Source organism: Bradyrhizobium sp. Leo78 (assembly GCF_059512425.1).
In genome coordinates, this window is record NZ_JCAMOT010000004.1 from 59,452 (window position 1) to 77,096 (window position 17,645).

Consider the following 17,645-nt stretch of genomic DNA (forward strand, 5'->3'; position numbering starts at 1 on the left):
AGCGGATGTGATGATGCGCGCGCGGGGTATGCTATTTGACCGAACCAAGCGCGCTGGCCAGGCGATCGAGACCATCGTCCGACGCAAGGCCAAATCGCAGCCATTCGCGTGCGCCGTTAAAGCTCCGGCACCAGATGTGGCGTCGGGCCAATTCGGTGTGCAACGTCGGGGCATCGGGATGGGAGGCAAGGCGAAAGAGCGTAGCCCCTCCAACAAGCTGAAGACCGGCCTCTGTCAGGACATGGTCGAGTTTGGCGGACTGGCGAGCAAGCTTCGCACGCATCGCATCCGCCCAGGATCGATCCCGCAGGGCGGCCGTGCCCAGGTGAAGCGCTGGGCCGGAGACCGGCCAGGGGCCCAGCGCCGCCGATATACGTTCGACGATATCGCGTCGGCCGATCACGAAGCCGAGGCGAAGTCCGGCGAGCCCATAGAACTTGCCGAAGGAACGCAGTATGAGAATGGGAAGATTGGCGCTCATCGCGGCAGCACTGATGCCGGGATCGACATCGGCAAAGGCCTCATCGATAACCAGCCAGCCTCCGCGACGATCGAGCCGTTCGGCAACCTGCCGGAGCGCCCTGCGGTCCGCGATACGTCCATCCGGATTGTTGGGATTGACGACGACAGCGTGAATGGCGCGGTCAGGCAGCGCGGAGAGATCATTCAATGCAATAATCTCTCGGCCTCCGCTGCTCCACGCAGCCGAATGCTCGCCATAGGTCGGAGTGACGATCGCGACCGCTCCGGGCCCGGCGAGATGGGGAATCCATTGAATGAGCGTCTGCGTGCCGGCAGCGGCCGCGATGCCTGCATCGTCGAGCACGCCGTAAGCTTCGCGCGCGGCGGCGAGGAGGTCCTGTTCGTCGGCCCGCGATGGCAGGCGCGTCCACGCACTGTCTGGAATGGAGTGCGGAATCGTCCACGGCCAGGGATTGATTCCGGTCGACAGGTCGAGCCAGTCCGCAGGCTCGCCGCCGTGGTGCGCAATAGCTTCCGTCAGATCACCGCCGTGCTTCATAATCGCTTCATGCCATCAATCGCGCTCCTGCGCGAGACCCTTGTTGGCCTAACGCGGCCGGCGATCGGCGCAACGTTCTTGTTACTCGCGGCACTGTTCGGAGCACATGCCGCCCATGCAGCCGATCTGCCGCGCGTCGCTTCCATCAATGTGTGCACCGACCAACTGCTGCTGGCGCTGGCCGATCCGGGCCAGATTCTCGGCCTCAGTCCCTATTCGCGTGACCCCGCCCGCTCCTGGAACGCGGAAAAAGCCGCAGCCTACCCTCGATTATCGGGCGAAGCAGAAGATGTGCTGATCCTGCAACCGGCCGCCGTGGTCGCCGGCAAGTTCACCAAGCGTGCAACACGGGAGTTGCTGAAGGACAAGGGCGTCCGCGTGATCGAATTCGACGCTGCGCGTTCGCTGGAGGACGTGAAGAGCCAGATTCGGAAAATGGGCGAACTGCTGCACCAGAAGGATCGCGCCGCATCCGAGATACGGCGCTTGGACACGGCAATCCAGCACGCCAGGGAGGCGGTATCGCAGCGATCCTATCGCGTGCTCGCCTTGTCGCGGCGCGGCTGGGTCTCGGGCGGCGGCAGTCTGATCAGTTCCATGCTGGCCACGATCGGCCTCAACAACGCGGCAAGTGACTTCGGCTACAAGCTTGGAGGTTTTGCGTCGCTGGAGGCGATCGTCAAGCTGAGACCCGATCTGCTCCTTGTATCTGACGGCGGCGACTTCGCGGAGGACGAAGGCGAGGCATTCCTGTTGCATCCGGCGCTGGAACGTTTCTATCCGCCGTCGAAGCGACTGGTTATTCCGGAGAAACTGACGGTCTGCGGCGGGCCGATGCTTTCGGAGGCGCTGGAACGCCTCGTCTCCGAACTCGGCCGTGTGGCGCGATGACATGCTGGCGGGAAGCGAGACGATCCTGATCGTTGTGCTGGCGATCGCATTCGACGCGCTTATCGGCGATCCGGATTTGCTGTGGCGGCGTCTCCCTCATCCGGTGACGCTGATGGGCTCCGTGATCGACCTGCTCGATCGCGCGCTGAACCGCGAGCAATGGTCGGCCACACGGCGCAGGGCCGCGGGATGCCTGAGCACGGGCCTGCTGGTCGCGATCTGCGGCGGCCTTGGCCTGCTGCTGGAAGCCACGCTCGGGTGGACGCTGCTCGGGCAAGCAGCCCAAGGGCTCGTGGCCTCCATCCTGATCGCGCAGCGGAGCCTCTATCAACATGTCAACAGGGTCGCCTCCGGCTTCACCGGCGGCGGACTTGCCGAGGCAAGGCGCGCGGTGTCCATGATCGTCGGCCGCGATCCCGAACAGCTCGACACCAGCGGCGTCTCGCGCGCGGCGATCGAATCCAGCGCCGAGAATTTTTCCGACGGCGTCGTCGCGCCGCTGTTCTGGCTGGCGCTGCTCGGGTTGCCGGGATTGTTCGTCTACAAGGTCGTCAATACCGCGGACTCCATGATCGGCCATCGCAGTCCGCGCCACGAATCCTTTGGCTGGGCGGCGGCGCGGCTTGACGATCTGCTCAACCTCGTCCCAGCAAGACTGGCTGCGGTACTGATCGCACTCGCTGCGCCGATTGCAGGTGGCTCCGTCGCGCAGGCATTCAAAGTCATGTGGCGCGACGCTTCAAAGCATAGATCGCCGAATGCGGGCTGGCCGGAAAGCGCCATGGCAGGCGCGCTCGGTCTCGCCCTGGCCGGGCCTCGCCGCTATGGCGACCGCCTCGTCGATGACCCCTTCCTCAACGCCGGCGCCCGGATGAATGCCGGTTCTGCCGATATCCGCCGCGCACTCAAGCTGCTGATGGCCGCCTGCTCGCTCGAAGCAGTCATCTATGCCGCGCTGGCGTTGGTGGTTTGACGGCTCCGCGCGATCTCGAGCATGCGATCGATGTCGAGATGCGCTTCCAGATGGTCGGCCAACGCATCGAGCGCCGATTCGATCCGAGCTTCATAAGCGACAGACGACGCAATGCCGAGATTGGCGAGCCACGCCTTTCGAAAGCTGTCATTGACGAACAGCCCGTGCAGATACGTCCCCTGCACGCGGCCATCGGCCGAGCAGGCCCCATCGGGACGACTGTCGATCATGACCACCGGGCGCTCGCAATCTGCACCGCTGGTGCGGCCGAGATGGATCTCGTAGCCCTCGACCGGGCTGCCTGTGGCGCAATAAACGCCCCGCACAAGCGTCGTCGATTTATGGGCATCCATCGTCGTGGCGATATCGAGCAGCCCGAGTCCCTCGACCGTGCCCGCCGGGCCATCGATGCCAACGGGATCAGCGATCGTCCGGCCAAGCATCTGGTAGCCGCCGCACAGCCCGAGCACCTGACCGCCGCGCCGAACATGCGCCTTGATGTCGATATCCCAGCCTTGCGCGCGCAGGAAGGCGAGATCGCCGATCGTCGATTTGCTGCCGGGCAGGATCACGACATCGGCATTGGCCAGGATCGGTTCGCCCGGCCGCACGAATACCAGCCTGACACCGGGCTCCATGCCCAGCGGGTCCAGATCGTCGAAATTGGCGATGCGCGCGAGCACGGGAACGGCGATGACCCTCCGCGCGGATGACGTCTGCACACGATCGAGATCGACGGCGTCCTCGGCAGGCAGCCAGGCAGCCTCAGGCAGCCACGGCACCACGCCGAGCGAGGGCCAACCGGTCATGCGCGTCACTGCTTCAAGTCCCTGGTCGAACAGCCTGGGATCGCCGCGGAACTTGTTGATCAGAAAGCCATGAATGCGCGCGCGCTCCTCGGCTTCCAGCACGAGATGCGTCCCCACGAGGCTGGCGATGACACCGCCGCGATCGATGTCGCCGAGCAGCACCACGGGTACGTCGGCTGCCGTGGCGAAACCCATGTTGGCGATATCGCCGGCGCGCAGATTGATCTCGGCCGGACTGCCCGCGCCTTCGACCAGCACGATGTCCGCCGCCCGGGCGAGATGTGCGAAACTGTCGAGCACAGCGGGCATCAGCGCCGCCTTCTTTCCGAGATAATCGGCCGCCCGAAGCGTGCTGCGTCGCTGGCCCTGCACGATCACCTGCGCACCGGTGTCGGTCTCGGGCTTTAAGAGCACCGGGTTCATATGGACGCTTGGTGCCATCCGCGCGGCGCGGGCCTGCACCGCCTGCGCGCGGCCGATCTCGCCGCCATCGACCGCCACCGCCGCATTGTTCGACATGTTCTGCGGCTTGAACGGCGCGACCGTGAGGCCGCGCCTCACCAGCGCGCGCGCCAGGCCCGCGACAACAGTCGACTTCCCGGCGTTCGAGCCGGTGGCCTGGATCATCAGCGCCGGCGTCGGCCGCGCCATCAGAATTCTATCCCTTTCTGACCCTTCACCCCAGATCGGAACGGATGCTTGACCAGCGTCATCTCGGTGACCAGATCGGCCATCTCGATCAGTGACGCGTGCGCGTTGCGGCCGGTGATGACGACGTGCTTGTCAGCCGGCTTCTCGTCACGGAGAAATGCAAGAACTTCGTCGATCGGAAGGTAATCGTAACGGAGGACAATGTTGAGTTCGTCCAAGAGGACCATGCGATGGCGATCGTCGCGGATCAGTTCCTTGGCGCGCTCCCAACCCTTCCGGGCAGCTGCAATGTCGCGCTCGCGATCCTGCGTTTCCCAAGTGAACCCTTCGCCCATCACATGCAATGTCACGAGCTCCGGAAACCTGGCCAATACCCGCGCTTCTCCGGTATCCCACTTCGGCGACTTGGTGAATTGCACGACAGCAACAGGATAGCCGTGACCGATATGCCGAAACACCATGCCGAGCGCGGCTGACGTCTTGCCCTTGCCGGTTCCGGTATGCACGATCAAGAGCCCCTTTTCGCCGGTCTTGGTCGCCATGATCTTGTCGCGCGCGGCCTTGTGCTTCCGGGCCTTCTCGCGATGGCGTGCGTTCTCGTCGTCGGCTACGTCGGATGGATTCATCATGCGATTTCTCTCTTTGCTTCGTGCAGGCTTTCGGCAATCAAATCCGCGGCGCGATTGGAGCGTGGCGTCCATAATCCGCGCCTGATGGCTTCCGCGAACCGGGCGGCCATCTCGCGGAGCGCGGCCGGATTGGAGCGCTCGATGAAATCTCGCACCGGGTCGTCCTCGAGATAGGCTGCGAACAATTGATCGAAGTGATGATTTGAGACCGCGTCGGTCGAGGCGGCAAAACCGAACAGATAATCAACGGTCGCGGCCATCTCGAACGCGCCTTTGTAGCCGTGTCGCATGACGCCGACGATCCATTTCGGGTTGGCGGCGCGGCCCCGCACCACGCGCGATATCTCATGCGCCAGCGGTCGCACCGCCGGCATCTCCGGCCGCGACGTATCGATATGCGCGATGCGCGGCGCCTGCCCGCGCAATGTCGATACTGTTGCAGCCAGTCCGCCCATGAACTGATAGTAGTCGTCGGAGTCGAGGATATCGTGCTCGCGGTTGTCCTGGGCCTGCGCGATCAGGTCGACGTCGGCCAACCGCGCGACGAGATCGTCGCGGGCCGCGTTCCCCTCAGCCCCCGCGCCATAGGAATAGCCGCCCCAATCCAGATAGACGTCGGCCAGATCGGCGCGATCGTTCCAGCCGCCTTCGTCGATGAAGGCTTGCAGCCCCGCGCCATAAGCGCCGGGCTTTGAGCCGAACACGCGATGAGCGGCGCGTCGCTCAGCGATGTCGCGGCTGATGCCGCTTGCCTCCAGCGCCTGCCGCCGTCGGCGAACATTCGCCGCGATGGGATTGGCGTCATCAGGTTCGTCGAGCTCCGCGACCGCCGCCACTGCGCTCGCGATGATGTCCATCTGGGTCGGAAATGCATCCCGAAACAGGCCTGACACACGGAACGTGACATCGATGCGCGGACGCTTCAGTTCAGACAGGGACGTGATCGCAAAGCCGGTCACCCGTCCGGAGGTCTCCTCCCACGTTGGCCGAACGCCGATCAAGGCGAGCGCCTGCGCAACGTCATCGCCGCCGGTGCGCATGTTGGCGGTCCCCCAGGCTGACAGCGCAATCGTCCGCGGCCATTCGCCGGTTTCCTGCCAGAAGGATTCGACGAGCCGTTCGGCCGCCGATTGCCCGATCCGCCATGCCGAGGGCGTTGGCACCGCGCGCACGTCGACAGCGAAGAAGTTGCGGCCCGTCGGCAGCACATCGGGCCTGCCGCGCGTCGGCGCGCCCGAGGGACCGGGAAGCACGAAGCGACCGTCAAGGCCGCGCAGCAACGCCATCATCTCCTGCGGCGGGCTCGCGTCGATGGCCGGTCGCAATCTCGTCTCGACCCAATTCAGCGCTGCTTCTGTGCGTACCCATGATGGGTCTGGCTTCATCTCACCCAAGACCAGCCGCGACGCCAGTTCTTCGATCCGCTCGACTGTGTCGCCCGTCGTCCGCCACAAGCCCGAGCCGAGCCCGGCCAGGACCGCCGGCCGTGGCCCTCTGAATGTGCCAGCGAGGTCGCGGGTCAACGGGTCGAAATCGACAAGGCCGAGATCGAGAGCCAGCGAGCGATGCAGCGAGGCGTCTTCAGCCTTGCGGTCCGAGCGTGGCACGCGCGCGATCGACACGAGCAGATCGGCGCATTGTCTCGAATCGGGCGCGCGCCCGAACACGTGGAGTCCGTCGCGGATCTGCATTTCCTTGATGTCGCACAAATGCGCATCGAGAGCGCGCAGCGCCTCGCCGACCGGCATGTCGCGCGTCAGGTTGACGTCTGCATCGAGCTGCTTGGCCCGCGCCGTCGAAAGAATGTCCTCGGCGATCACAGCCGCGCGCTTCGGATCGAGGTCGGTCGCAACCGAATATTCGTCCACCATCGATTCCAGCTGCGCCAGATCGTCATGCAATCCGGCGCGGGTCACCGGCGGCGTCAGATGATCGATTATAACTGCGGATGTCCGGCGCTTGGCCTGGATGCCTTCGCCGGGATCGTTCACGATGAATGGATAGAGATGCGGCAACGGGCCGAGCACCGCGTCCGGCAGGCAATCGGCGGAAAGCCCGGTGCTCTTGCCCGGCAGCCATTCCAGATTGCCATGCTTGCCGAGATGCACGATCGCGTGGGCATCGAACACGCGGCGCAGCCAAAGATAGAATGCCAGATAGTGATGAGGCGGAACGAGGTCCGGATCGTGATAGGAGCTCTTGGGATCGATGTTGTAACCTCGCGCCGGCTGTACGCCGACGACGACGTTGCCGAAGCGATGCAGGCCGAGACGAAACACGCCATTGGCGACATGCGGATCATGGACGGGATCATTCCAACGCTCCGTGACCGCACGCTGAACATTGGGAGAGAGTGCACTAAATGCCGCGCCGTATTCCGCAAGCGGCCATGATGCGCCACCACGCCGCAAGGCGCGGTCTCCGAGCGCATTGGTCGGACCTTCCTGCAACAACCGCATCATGTCGGCCGCATCATCGGGTGCCCCGGAAATCTCGTACCCCTCGTTCCTCATCGCAGCGAGGACTCCGATCAGGCTTTGCGGCGTATCCAGACCGACGCCATTGGCAAGACGGCCGTCGCGGTTGGGATAATTGGCGAGGACAATGGCGACCCGTCGCTGGCTCGCTGGCGTACGGCGTAGCCGCACCCACGCAGCGGCAAGATCGGCCGTCGCCGCCACGCGATCTTCGACCGGCCGAAAGGCCGTCGGCGTGAAGGAGCCAATGCTCTGGCCGGCTTCCTTGAATGCGATGGCATTGGCGAAGATGCGCCCATCGACCTCCGGCAGGACCACATGCATAGCAAGGTCGCGCGGATTGAGGCCGCGGGTCGAGCTTTCCCAGCTCTTGTGGGACATGCCAGCCTGAGCGACCTGCAGCACGGGACAATCGGTCTCGGACAATATCCCCGCATTCTCGCGCGCGGTCGCCGTCGCAAAGGCTGTTGCGTTCACGATGATGTCAGGTGGGTGCGCGGCGAGCGCCGTGCGCAGGAACGCGATCGAACGCTCGTCCTTGAGGCTCGTGACATAGAGCCCGACTGCATTGAGATCGCGCGCCCCCAGCGCCGAGCACAGCGCATTGATCGCAGCGGTATCGCCGCCCGCGACGAGGGCGCGGTAGAAGATTACGGCAGCGTTTGGGCGTTGGTCCGTGACAGGTTCGCCGTTCCAGAAGCCGGCGGCCGGCATTGGCCGCGCCGAGGGCGGCCTGCTGCCGTAGCCGATCAGATTCGCAGCGAAGCAAAGCGCCAACTGCGCGTTGTCGATGCCGCCTTCGGTACAATAGCGCCACAGTTCATAGGTCTCGTCGGCGCCCAGCGTGCCGCGCGCAGCCAATGCGGCGTTCCAGTCGGTTTCTCCGGGAATGCAGGCGAACAACGTCCCGCGCTGGATCGCATCGCGCCGAAGGCTTTCGACACCGTGCGGCCAATAGCTTTCGCCGCCGAGCATCCGAAGAACGACGATCTTGGCTTCGCTGAGCGTACGTTCGACATAGAGATCGACAGAAGCGGGATGACCAAGAGCCAGCAGATTGGTCAGACGGACACTCGGGAAGTCCGCAGGCAATGCCGCATGCGCAGCGCCGAAGGCCGCGAGATCACTGTCCGCGGCGGACAATATCACGATGTCGGCGGTTTCCTGGCCGAGGTCGCGAGCGACATCTCCGTCGTCGATGCTGCCACCGCTGTCGAGTTTCAGATGCATTGATCGCCCTTCGAAAGGCTATCCCGCAAGCGCCCGACGTGCGGCATCGGCGTCGAAGCCCTTCAGGCCGATCACGACAAGATGCTCGGCCTGCCTGGCGTCGGGCCGGGCGAACGCCAGCTCAACACGGCTGCCGACCGCCTGCACCACGATCGGCGCAGGCTTTTCGGAGATGCGCGCATGGCCCTTGACGCGCAGCACCCCCGCGAGACTGAGGACATCGCTGACCCGTGCGCGCATCGCCTCGACGCTCTCGGCCGCCGCAGGCCTTACGACGATACTGTCGAAATCGTCGTGATCGTGCTCCTCTTCCTCTCCGTGATGCCCGGCCCGCGCAGCGAGGTCGTTCTCGGCATCGGCCTTCATCCCGATGAGGACGTCGGGCGCAAGCGCTCCATGGGAGCGTACGACACGGACACCTTGCCTCAATTGTGCAGCAAGCCGGTCTTCGATCCCGGCAAGCACATCCGGCGACACCAGATCGCTCTTGGAAACGACCACGAGGTCGGCACAGGCGAGCTGATCCTCGAACACTTCCTCGATCGGGTCGTCGTGATCGATTTCCTCGTCCGCGGCGCGCTGGGCCGCGACCGCATGTTCGTCGAGCACGACGCGTCCTTCTGATAGCGCCAACGCGTCGACGACCGTCACCACGCCATCGACGGTTGCGCGCGTGCGGACCGCGGGCCACGCGAACGCCTTCAAGAGTGGCTGCGGCAGCGCCAGCCCGGAGGTCTCGATCACGATCGCGTCCAGCGGCTCGTCGCGCGTCAGCAGCTTGTCCATGGTCGGAATGAAATCGTCGGCGACCGTGCAGCAGATGCAGCCATTGGTCAGCTCGACGATGTCGCCGGGCGCACAGGCCTTGGCCGCGCATTCCTCGACAAGACCGCCGTCGAAACCGGCATCTCCGAACTCGTTGACGATGACGGCGATGCGGCGGCCGTCGGCTTGCGTCAGAAGCGAGCGCAACAGTGTCGTCTTGCCGGCACCGAGAAAACCGGTGAGCACGGTGACTGGAACACGGGACATATTTCAGGACTCCTTAAGGGAACGTTTGAGCCACAGCGGAAGGCCGGCCGCGACGAACACGACGTTGGGAACGCTTGAGGCGACCATCTGATTGAGACGGCCCTGCGCATCGCGGAAATCGCGGCCGAGCCTGGTTTCGGGCACGATGCCGAGACCGACCTCGTTCGACACCAGGACAACGGGGTTTGCGGCGACGCCTAGAAATTCCGCGAGCCGTTTCGCCTCGACATCGAGGTCACGCCCGGCGAGCATCAAGTTGGAGAGCCAGAGTGTCAGGCAATCGACCAGGACCGCGCAGCCGGGTCGCGATACCTGCGTCAAGGCATCGATGAGCGCCAACGGCTCCTCCACGGTCGTCCAATCCGAACCGCGCCTGCTGCGATGATGCGCGATCCTGTCCTGCATCTCCTCATCGCCTGCGGTAGCTGTTGCCAGATACACGCGAGCAAGGCCGCTTTCGGCAATCATTCGCTCGGCAAAAGCCGATTTGCCTGAGCGTGCGCCGCCCAGTACCAGCGTGGTCGAGAGATCAGTCATTTCGGAGCGCTGCCATCTTCGGGTGACCAGCGAACGGGCGGCAGCCGCGCCACCATCCCCTTGCGCAGGATCTCGGCGCGCTCGCGCCACGGCACCAGGCCGTAGGTCGATTTGCGATAGGAATCGACGAAAGACGCGACGGCACCGGCGCCCTCGGGCTCGAGATCGCCGAAGAGGAAGGTGTAACCATCCGAGCTCGAAACCGCGACCGTGGTCGGCCGCTTGCACACGCTCAAGCACTGCACGCGCCGGACCTGAACGGCCGCGTCGCGTTTGCCTGTAGCGACCCGGATCGCGTCGAACATGGCGGGCCCGGCCAACACGCCCTCGGACGTCTTGCAGGTGACGCATACGCTCACGACGACGGGACCGCCGGGCGCAGTCGGCGGCAAATATTCGCCCGGGCGAGAATCAGTATCTTGCTGATCGACGTCGTTGCGATCCATCACGATGCTCAAGTCAGGGCCATGACGGCCGCGAGCTTTGTTGGATCGCGTTCGACGGGGGAAGACCATCGAACTCATTCCGTCCGGTGCACCCCGCCCGACGAACCTCCAAAGCACAATGCGCGATGGCAGGTCTCCTGGCTCGCGGGTCGTCGCCTTTCGCCGCCTTCCCGGTCATCCCAGTGGCCTCGGCTTTGGCTCGCCGCTTACAGTTGCGGGGGCAGCGTCGGCATTGCACCGACTTCCCTTTTTCACCTTCCCGAAGGAAGGACCATCGCCGCCACGCTAGCTGTCCCCGCGACGGCGGTCAACCGCAGTTGACCCGCCCGTTTGCTTCGGTCACTTAAGGCGCGCACGAGGAGCCCATGACCTTCCAAATCCCATCCGATTGGCAAATTCCCGCAATCGCTCCGCTCGATCAGACGCTTGCCGCAACGATGCGCGCGCGAATCGACGGCAAAGCCAAGCCGCCGGGCTCACTGGGACGAATCGAAGACCTGGCGGTGCAACTCGGCATGATCGCGCATCCATCCGCCGCAGCGCTGCAAAACGCCGTTCTGCTCGTATTCGCCGGTGATCACGGATTGACGGAAGAAGGCGTTTCGCAATATCCGTCCGCCGTGACGGCCGCGATGGTGAGGACTTATCTCGCAGGCGGAGCGAGCGCCAACGCCTTTGCGGCCGCGTCAGATGTCGGGATCCGCATCGTGGATGCCGGCGTCGCCAGCGAGCTGCCTTCCCATCCCGATCTCCTCAGCATCAAGATTCGGACCGGCACCGCGAATTCTGCGCGTGAGGCAGCGATGTCGGCCCAGGACGCGCACAAGGCGCTCGCGGCCGGCTTTGCCATAGCTTCCAGTGAAATCGATGCTGGGGCCGACATCGTCGCGCTCGGCGAAATGGGAATCGGCAACACGGCGTCATCAGCGCTGCTGGTGCATCGGCTGGCGCCCGCGCCGCTCGATGATTGCATCGGCGTCGGCGCAGGCCAGGACGAGCCAGGCATGGCCCGCAAGCGCGCCGCCATCCACAAGGCAGCCAATCGCAGCGATGCGACCGCGCCGTTCGAGGTACTCCGGGAATTCGGCGGCCTCGAGATCGCGATGATGGCGGGCGCCGCGCTTGGTGCAGCGGCACATCGCCGTCCGGTCGTCATCGACGGCTTCATTTCGTCCGCCGCCGCCCTCGTCGCCGTCAGGCTGGCGCCGGCGACGCGTGACTATTGCGTCTTCGCGCATAGGTCGGCCGAGAAAGGTCACGATATCGTATTGGCGGCACTTCAGGCACAGCCGTTGCTCGCTCTCGACATGAGACTTGGCGAGGGCACCGGCGCACTACTGGCGGTCCCGCTGGTGCGCGCCGCGTCCCGCCTGCTGACCGACGTCGCCGACCTCAGCGATGTGCTGGAAGGAAGGATCTAGATGAGCCTGGATCGTCTTCGCGACGCGGTCCGATTCCTCACCATCATTCCTGTCGGCGCTTCGAACGATGCGCCTGATTCCGAGTGGCTGGTCCGCTCGGCGCAGTTTTTCCCGCTGGTCGGTGCGATCGTCGGTTTGGTTTCGGCGGCGGCTCTTCTGCTGAGCTCGCTCGTATTAGGACCAGTGATCGCGGCGCTCATGGCAGTGTTGGCAAGCGTCCTTCTCACCAGTGGGTTCCACGAGGATGGCCTGGCTGACACCGCTGATGGCTTGGGCGGCGGCTGGACGGTCGAACAGCGTCTCACCATCATGAAGGATAGCCGGATCGGCACCTATGGCACGCTCGCGCTGATCTTCGCGGTCGCATTGCGGGTCGCTGCGCTTGCTGAGATGCCGGCATGGATTGGTGCGGCGGCGCTGATTGCAAGTGGAGCCGGCGGTCGCGCCGTGGGCTTGCCGATCATCGGCTGGATGAAATATGCGGGTAACACCTCCGCGATGAAGGTGGCCTATGCGCCCTCTCCGCTCCGGGCAGGCGAAATCGGTTTCGCGACGATCGTCGCGCTGCTCGCGCTGGCACCGCTCGCCGCGACCTCCGACACGCATGCCCCGATCGCGCTTATTGGCGGCATCGCTTGCGGCATCGCACTGGCAGTTGCGGTCACGCTGTGGTCGCGACGATCGATCGGCGGCTATACCGGCGACGTACTCGGGGCCATCGAGCAGGTGTTCGAGGTTGGCTTCCTGCTCGGCGTTGCTGCCGTCATCCGGTCGGCCATGTGATCTGCGCCTATGTTCGAGTGAATCGTCGATGTCTGACGAAGGCGAACCGATCTGGCGCAGCGACATCGATTCATTGGCATTCCGTCCCTCCGGACACATGGGCATATGCGTCATGCACCGGCGCGCATTCCGGACGCTGCTGGGCTGCATGCCTTCGTCACAGCAGTGCATCGATTTCTACCTGATACACCGGGATTCGTTCGAAGCGGCGGCCCGCGCCAAACTGGCCGCGAGAAGCATCCGGGAAACGGACAACTTTCATCTCACCAGCCGCGACGTCCGTCGCCGGCTAAAAAATTCGGTCGCATCTGATGATGCCGTGGGCTAGAATGACTTGCCGAACGAGGATCATCATGCAGCAGACGCAATCAGCCAATTTTACCACCGTTGCCACCGGAACGAATGTCATCGTTCAGGCCGTTCTGGCGATGGCTCTTGGTTTGTTCGTCGTCGGCATGGTCGGCTTTTCGCACATCAGCGCCGTCCATAACGCCGCCCACGACGTGCGCCATGCCAACGCTTTCCCCTGTCACTGACGACAGATGCACGTCTTCAGATCGATCGTGTTTGCGGCATCGCTTGCCGGATTGATCGTCGGCGCGCTGATATCGGTGGTTCAGTTCTTCGGAACGGTGCCGCTGCTCCAGAAGAGCGAGGTCTTCGAGAAGGCTGCGGCCGATGCACACCACAAGGCTTCCCACGCCGGCAGCGCTGAAGCAGACCATCATCACGATGCGGAATGGGAGCCCGAGGAGGGCTTCCAGCGCAGCGCCCTCACCGTCGCCGCCAACGTCCTTACCGCGATCGGCTTCGGCCTCCTGCTCACCGGCATCTATGCGCTTCGGCAACGACCGGTCCATTGGCGCGAAGGTCTGTTTTGGGGCCTTGCCGGGTTCGCCGTTTTTGTCGCGGCGCCTGGTCTTGGCCTCCCTCCCGAGTTGCCGGGCCTGCCGGTCGCCGATCTCACCGCGCGGCAAATCTGGTGGATCGCAACCGCCGCTCTGACAGCATCAGCGCTCTACCTCCTGATCCTGCGCTCGGAGCCGTGGGCTGCGGTTCTCGGGGTCATACTCATTGTCATCCCGCATCTCGTCGGCGCCCCTGTTGCACCCGAGTCTCATGCCGAAGTGCCAGCGTCCCTTTCGCACCAGTTCGTGGTGACCGTCGTGCTCACCGGACTCCTGTTCTGGAGCCTGCTCGGCGTCGCAACGAGCCTCGCGTTCGATAGAGTATCAAGGAAGCGAAGTTAGGCCGCCGATCGTCAGGCTGGGCGCCCGCCACCTCGTCACCGGAATTGCCAGCACCAGGACGGATCGCCGCGATCGCGGCGCTCCGTCATGTCGACGCGCATGAAACGATCATGCGCGAGCGCGGCGCCGACCCAGAGCTCGTTCCAGGCATCGAACACCGCGGGAGACATCGGCCCGCGCTCTGCCATCAGGCGCCATGAGGTCTGCCGTACCATCGCGGTCGCGCCCTGCACGCGCAACTCGGCGTCGTCGCCCTGCCCACGGGCAATGCGCGCGAAGGCGCTGGCGAAGCCCTCGGCGCCGGGACCGACACCACCGAGCAGCGATGCAACGTCGTCAAAGGTGTGCATCCCGACCAGCCGCGCCGCAGCGCCGGCAAGATGGCCGCCCTCCTCGGGACCGAGCACCGCGATGGTTTCCGGCACGATCGACGTGATGTATTCCATCGCGTAGTTGCGCAGGACCTTTTGAAGGCGCCCTTCGGGCCAGGTGTTTTCGGCAAGCCGTGGCGCAAGATCGACCCGAAACGGGGGACATTGCTCGCCGGGCGAGAACTGCAGCCGTTCATCGGGTGTGAGGTCGTGATCCCACTCCTTGTAGTAGCCTTCCAGGCCGGGCTGTCCGTCGACCGTTTGGCCCGTACAGACGAAGCCCAGCCGCGGATTACCGAGGACGACGCCATTATTGGCGTGCCATCCGCGCAGCATCGCGCGCGACACTTCCGACGGAATGCCGCAGATCGCGGTGCCCGACCAGATCCACCGCGGCGGCGGATATCGTACCCAGGCCTTTTGGTCGCTCTCGTAAACATATTCGACCTTAACGCCGCCGACTTGGTTTGAAAGATAATGGTATTGCGCGCACGCGACCGCGTGCGGAAGCTTGTCGAGCCCGAGCTTTTTCAATCCCGGAACAAAGCGGGCCAGTTGCTGGCGTCGGAAGGTCCGAAAGACCACCTCCGCCGCTCGCGCGGCGCCGGCGCGCGACGATAGCATCAGGATGAGGCCCGTGAGATAGGAATGGTAGATCAGTTCGACGGCCCGATAGGCGGCGACGTCATCCTTGGCTCGGCTCTCCGCGCTTCCGCTCAATTTTTCTTCTCCAAACCTGCGACTATGCTTCACTGCCCCGACGGAATGAGAGCGCGCAAAATGTTCCGATTCCACATTTGACGGACGCTATCGAACGCAGCGAAATCGTGGTCGAATTGCCAGTAGGCCCATGCCCAGCCAAATCGGTCAGCGTTTCGCGCCACGAACGACAAGTATCTCTGGCGGCTTTCAGATGGCGCGCGCTCATAAACCCCGAACTCGCCGAGATAGATCGGACGTTTCTCGCGGCGTGACCAAAGATTGATTCTGGTGAAATCAGCGACAACTCTCGCTTCGTCCTCAGAGGTTCCCCAATCCAGCGGGCCGATCGTCGAAAATGTTCGCGACCATGGCGCGCCTTGATGGGTAAACCTTATCGGCGCGTAATAGTGAAAAGTCACGATCAGTTTTCTGTCGTCAGCCGGCAGAGTCAACTCGTGAATAGGCGCATCGTCGGTGTTGAGAACAGCGACAATGACAGTTCGCTCAGGGTTCGCAACCCTGATAATGCCGAGACATTCATTGAGAAGTGAGTTCCATTCGGCCGAGGTCATATGTCCCCCAGGCTCGTTCAGAATTTCGAATACAAGCGCAGGATACTTCCCTGCATAGCGCGACGCGATCTGCTTCCAGAATGATTTGAGCTTGTCGGCGCATCGCGAGATATAACGCTGGCAAAAATCGGTGTCGTGCTCATCCAGAATGGGAATGAGCTTCCTTGCAAGAACCTCTTCGATAACTCTATCGAGGCGCTTCAAGACGGCTTCATCAAGGATGTTATCCGAATCCATATGCTTGAAGCCGAAGAAATTGATTCTGACATGTGAGAAGCCGGCCCTTTGAATTGCGGTCAGGTTCTCCAAACGGAATGGGGCATTTTCGGCGCCCTCCCAGATGCCGTCATATCCCAGGATATTGATGCCGCGTCCCAAGCCCGCGACGTCGCGAAACGCGATCTGCTCGGATCCGTAGGCTCGCGGGATCCACATTGCCAAGACGAAAGCCAGCAGGAGGAACTTGAGGGCCGCTGGCCGGCGGGCAAGTGTGGCGATCATTGCTCCGCCAACTCACGATCGCCGTGATCTTCCGGCAGCACCGGCCGACAGGTTGCGAGGAAGAAGACCAGCAACAGCACCGATGTAAACATCGTGGAACGGAGGAATATCGTCTCCGTAAAATTGGTCTGAAAACTGAGGACGGAGAACCCTATGATCAGGGCACAATGAAACCGATCGATCGATCGGGATGAAATCAGATGGAGCACCTTGTTCGAAAACAGGAAGACGCTTGCCGCAAAAAGCAAATAACCCAAAAGCCCCGTTTCCATGAGAATGGTGATGTAGCCGCTGTGGTAGTTGTCGAGCACCCAACCGTGATTCTGCTCGAAATAATCATAGATCGATTGGGTCGTCCAAAATCCGTTTATTCCAAAGCCAAGCAAGGGCGCATCGTCGAAGTGGCTTATCGCGTACTGCCAAATGAAGGTTCTCTCCGTGAAGTCGATCGTCGTGTCAAACAAATGGATGGAGTCGTATCCGGTCACGTAGAAATACAGGATCAGCAAGCCCGCCATGATGCACATGACAAAGGGCAACACCGCATAGACTTTCATGCAATTCACCGACCGCAAGGAGGTGAACAGCAATCCGCAGGCCGCCAACGCCACCGCACCGGCGCCTCGCGAGCCCGAAGCCAGGACGCACGTTGAAGCGAGCAAGAACGTGACAAGGAAGGGTAGCCATCTTTGCCCTGTCGTCTTTCGATAATAGGCAAAGAACATGAGATAGGCTCCGACGAAGCCTAGTGTTTGCTTTGACTCATAAACACCTTGCCATTGGCCGTTGTGCATCCAACTGCTGTCAACTCCTATGTCCGGCACGAACACGGCGAACAAAGCGGATGCCGCAACCAGTACCAGGAGGCCCCGAGTGACCGATTTGACAATGTCGTCAATATCCAGTCGCGTGATAAGACAGAATGCGCCGAGGGTCGTTATTGCAAGAGCCGCGCTTTTCATGATGGCCGCGAGGCTCAGGTTCGTCCAAAACACGGAAATGGCGGCAAGGACATAGAATGAAACGATCCCGATCAAGTCGGGGTTGAACCCGAGCCGCAGATTAGGTCGCACAAACGCGCTTGCATAAATCAGCACAATCCACATCGACAGCGCAGCGAACTGCTGCAGATAGGTCTGTTCCACCGCCAATAGGGCAGTGTTGAGGGTCCCCATCGATGCCACCACATTGATGGTGATGGACCAATTCATGATGGCCTTTGCGGCCCGCTCGATGTCGACACCGCGCATGTGCGGGATCGCGCCGTCAAGCGCGCCCGCATCCACCTGAATTTGTGCTCCGGTCATGGAATGAGCTTCGTGAAGCGCGGTTAATTATTTGCTATTGCA

Annotated in this window: 17 protein-coding genes and 1 riboswitch; of the genes, 7 read left to right on the forward strand and 10 right to left on the reverse strand. The window is 63.0% G+C overall.

The window, feature by feature from the left end; all coding sequences use genetic code 11:
• Positions 1–31: 31 nt before the first annotated feature.
• On the reverse strand, positions 32–1,021 hold the full coding sequence (gene cobD, locus AC5ZG1_RS06795) for a threonine-phosphate decarboxylase CobD (RefSeq protein ID WP_496132363.1): 990 nt from the start codon (positions 1,019–1,021) through the stop codon (positions 32–34).
• 9 nt (positions 1,022–1,030) lie between these two features.
• On the opposite strand from cobD, the gene AC5ZG1_RS06800 reads away from it, so the two are divergent.
• Positions 1,031–1,912 (forward strand): ABC transporter substrate-binding protein, encoded by an 882-nt coding sequence (locus AC5ZG1_RS06800; RefSeq protein WP_496132364.1) that lies wholly within the window; start codon positions 1,031–1,033, stop codon positions 1,910–1,912.
• Between the two features lies 1 nt (position 1,913).
• Positions 1,914–2,885: an adenosylcobinamide-phosphate synthase CbiB gene (gene cbiB, locus AC5ZG1_RS06805; protein ID WP_496132365.1), complete on the forward strand. Its 972-nt coding sequence runs from the start codon at positions 1,914–1,916 to the stop codon at positions 2,883–2,885.
• Here the strand turns inward: cbiB and AC5ZG1_RS06810 are convergent.
• The 6 genes from AC5ZG1_RS06810 to AC5ZG1_RS06835 are packed head-to-tail and all read right to left on the reverse strand — an operon-like array spanning position 2,858 to position 10,696.
• On the reverse strand, positions 2,858–4,345 hold the full coding sequence (locus tag AC5ZG1_RS06810) for a cobyric acid synthase (RefSeq protein ID WP_130222914.1): 1,488 nt from the start codon (positions 4,343–4,345) through the stop codon (positions 2,858–2,860). The two genes, cbiB and AC5ZG1_RS06810, sit on opposite strands and share 28 nt — an antisense overlap.
• Entirely contained in the window at positions 4,345–4,971 is a 627-nt protein-coding gene (gene cobO / locus AC5ZG1_RS06815) for a cob(I)yrinic acid a,c-diamide adenosyltransferase (RefSeq protein ID WP_464344393.1), read from the reverse strand. The genes AC5ZG1_RS06810 and cobO overlap by 1 nt, the downstream gene beginning before the upstream one ends.
• Positions 4,971–8,681 (reverse strand): cobaltochelatase subunit CobN, encoded by a 3,711-nt coding sequence (cobN, locus tag AC5ZG1_RS06820; RefSeq protein ID WP_496132366.1) that lies wholly within the window; start codon positions 8,679–8,681, stop codon positions 4,971–4,973. Before cobN ends, cobO begins: the two co-directional genes overlap by 1 nt.
• 18 nt (positions 8,682–8,699) lie before the next feature.
• Positions 8,700–9,713, reverse strand: a complete 1,014-nt coding sequence (gene cobW / locus AC5ZG1_RS06825; protein WP_496132367.1) for a cobalamin biosynthesis protein CobW — start codon at positions 9,711–9,713, stop codon at positions 8,700–8,702.
• A gap of 3 nt (positions 9,714–9,716) precedes the next feature.
• Positions 9,717–10,250, reverse strand: coding sequence for a bifunctional adenosylcobinamide kinase/adenosylcobinamide-phosphate guanylyltransferase (gene cobU / locus AC5ZG1_RS06830; protein ID WP_496132368.1), 534 nt, complete (start codon positions 10,248–10,250; stop codon positions 9,717–9,719).
• Positions 10,247–10,696 carry a DUF1636 domain-containing protein gene (locus AC5ZG1_RS06835; protein WP_080663539.1) on the reverse strand — a complete coding sequence of 150 codons (450 nt, stop codon included), beginning with the start codon at positions 10,694–10,696 and terminating at the stop codon, positions 10,247–10,249. Before AC5ZG1_RS06835 ends, cobU begins: the two co-directional genes overlap by 4 nt.
• Positions 10,697–10,806: 110 nt before the next feature.
• A riboswitch (cobalamin riboswitch) is annotated at positions 10,807–10,987 on the reverse strand.
• Positions 10,988–11,061: 74 nt separating this feature from the next.
• Between AC5ZG1_RS06835 and cobT the strand changes: the two genes are divergently transcribed.
• From cobT to AC5ZG1_RS06860, 5 genes are read left to right on the forward strand one after another with little or no spacing between them, the layout of a single operon-like run.
• A complete protein-coding gene (gene cobT, locus AC5ZG1_RS06840) occupies positions 11,062–12,117 on the forward strand; it encodes a nicotinate-nucleotide--dimethylbenzimidazole phosphoribosyltransferase (protein WP_496132369.1) in 1,056 nt (351 codons plus the stop codon).
• The gene (gene cobS, locus AC5ZG1_RS06845; protein ID WP_496132370.1) at positions 12,118–12,900 is read left to right on the forward strand and encodes an adenosylcobinamide-GDP ribazoletransferase; all 783 of its coding nucleotides are present in this window, start codon (positions 12,118–12,120) and stop codon (positions 12,898–12,900) included. It begins immediately after the preceding gene.
• 28 nt (positions 12,901–12,928) lie between these two features.
• A complete protein-coding gene (locus tag AC5ZG1_RS06850; RefSeq protein ID WP_130222926.1) occupies positions 12,929–13,228 on the forward strand; it encodes a hypothetical protein in 300 nt (99 codons plus the stop codon).
• A 25-nt stretch (positions 13,229–13,253) separates the two neighbouring features.
• Positions 13,254–13,436 (forward strand): CbtB domain-containing protein, encoded by a 183-nt coding sequence (locus AC5ZG1_RS06855; RefSeq protein ID WP_028161697.1) that lies wholly within the window; start codon positions 13,254–13,256, stop codon positions 13,434–13,436.
• A 6-nt stretch (positions 13,437–13,442) separates the two neighbouring features.
• On the forward strand, positions 13,443–14,150 hold the full coding sequence (locus tag AC5ZG1_RS06860) for a CbtA family protein (RefSeq protein ID WP_496132371.1): 708 nt from the start codon (positions 13,443–13,445) through the stop codon (positions 14,148–14,150).
• Positions 14,151–14,185: 35 nt separating this feature from the next.
• Here AC5ZG1_RS06860 and AC5ZG1_RS06865 read toward each other — a convergent pair whose 3' ends face one another.
• The 3 genes from AC5ZG1_RS06865 to AC5ZG1_RS06875 are packed head-to-tail and all read right to left on the reverse strand — an operon-like array spanning position 14,186 to position 17,603.
• Positions 14,186–15,241, reverse strand: coding sequence for a hypothetical protein (locus AC5ZG1_RS06865; protein WP_456643685.1), 1,056 nt, complete (start codon positions 15,239–15,241; stop codon positions 14,186–14,188).
• A gap of 29 nt (positions 15,242–15,270) precedes the next feature.
• Complete coding sequence (locus tag AC5ZG1_RS06870; protein WP_496132372.1) at positions 15,271–16,296, reverse strand: glycoside hydrolase family 5 protein; 1,026 nt, start codon at positions 16,294–16,296, stop codon at positions 15,271–15,273.
• Positions 16,293–17,603: an O-antigen ligase family protein gene (locus AC5ZG1_RS06875; RefSeq protein WP_130222933.1), complete on the reverse strand. Its 1,311-nt coding sequence runs from the start codon at positions 17,601–17,603 to the stop codon at positions 16,293–16,295. The genes AC5ZG1_RS06870 and AC5ZG1_RS06875 overlap by 4 nt, the downstream gene beginning before the upstream one ends.
• Positions 17,604–17,645 lie beyond the last annotated feature (42 nt).

Excerpts from the sequence above, each read along its gene's own strand:
- AC5ZG1_RS06875 (WP_130222933.1), bottom strand. The coding sequence starts at position 17,603 with ATGACCGGAGCACAAATTCAGGTGGATGCGGGCGCGCTTGACGGCGCG.
- cbiB (WP_496132365.1), top strand. The coding sequence starts at position 1,914 with ATGCTGGCGGGAAGCGAGACGATCCTGATCGTTGTGCTGGCGATCGCA.
- AC5ZG1_RS06870 (WP_496132372.1), bottom strand. The coding sequence starts at position 16,296 with ATGATCGCCACACTTGCCCGCCGGCCAGCGGCCCTCAAGTTCCTCCTG.
- cobW (WP_496132367.1), bottom strand. The coding sequence starts at position 9,713 with ATGTCCCGTGTTCCAGTCACCGTGCTCACCGGTTTTCTCGGTGCCGGC.
- AC5ZG1_RS06810 (WP_130222914.1), bottom strand. The coding sequence starts at position 4,345 with ATGGCGCGGCCGACGCCGGCGCTGATGATCCAGGCCACCGGCTCGAAC.
- cobS (WP_496132370.1), top strand. The coding sequence starts at position 12,118 with ATGAGCCTGGATCGTCTTCGCGACGCGGTCCGATTCCTCACCATCATT.
- cobN (WP_496132366.1), bottom strand. The coding sequence starts at position 8,681 with ATGCATCTGAAACTCGACAGCGGTGGCAGCATCGACGACGGAGATGTC.
- AC5ZG1_RS06800 (WP_496132364.1), top strand. The coding sequence starts at position 1,031 with ATGCCATCAATCGCGCTCCTGCGCGAGACCCTTGTTGGCCTAACGCGG.
- AC5ZG1_RS06860 (WP_496132371.1), top strand. The coding sequence starts at position 13,443 with ATGCACGTCTTCAGATCGATCGTGTTTGCGGCATCGCTTGCCGGATTG.
- AC5ZG1_RS06850 (WP_130222926.1), top strand. The coding sequence starts at position 12,929 with ATGTCTGACGAAGGCGAACCGATCTGGCGCAGCGACATCGATTCATTG.
- AC5ZG1_RS06835 (WP_080663539.1), bottom strand. The coding sequence starts at position 10,696 with ATGGATCGCAACGACGTCGATCAGCAAGATACTGATTCTCGCCCGGGC.
- cobD (WP_496132363.1), bottom strand. The coding sequence starts at position 1,021 with ATGAAGCACGGCGGTGATCTGACGGAAGCTATTGCGCACCACGGCGGC.
- cobO (WP_464344393.1), bottom strand. The coding sequence starts at position 4,971 with ATGAATCCATCCGACGTAGCCGACGACGAGAACGCACGCCATCGCGAG.
- cobT (WP_496132369.1), top strand. The coding sequence starts at position 11,062 with ATGACCTTCCAAATCCCATCCGATTGGCAAATTCCCGCAATCGCTCCG.
- AC5ZG1_RS06855 (WP_028161697.1), top strand. The coding sequence starts at position 13,254 with ATGCAGCAGACGCAATCAGCCAATTTTACCACCGTTGCCACCGGAACG.
- cobU (WP_496132368.1), bottom strand. The coding sequence starts at position 10,250 with ATGACTGATCTCTCGACCACGCTGGTACTGGGCGGCGCACGCTCAGGC.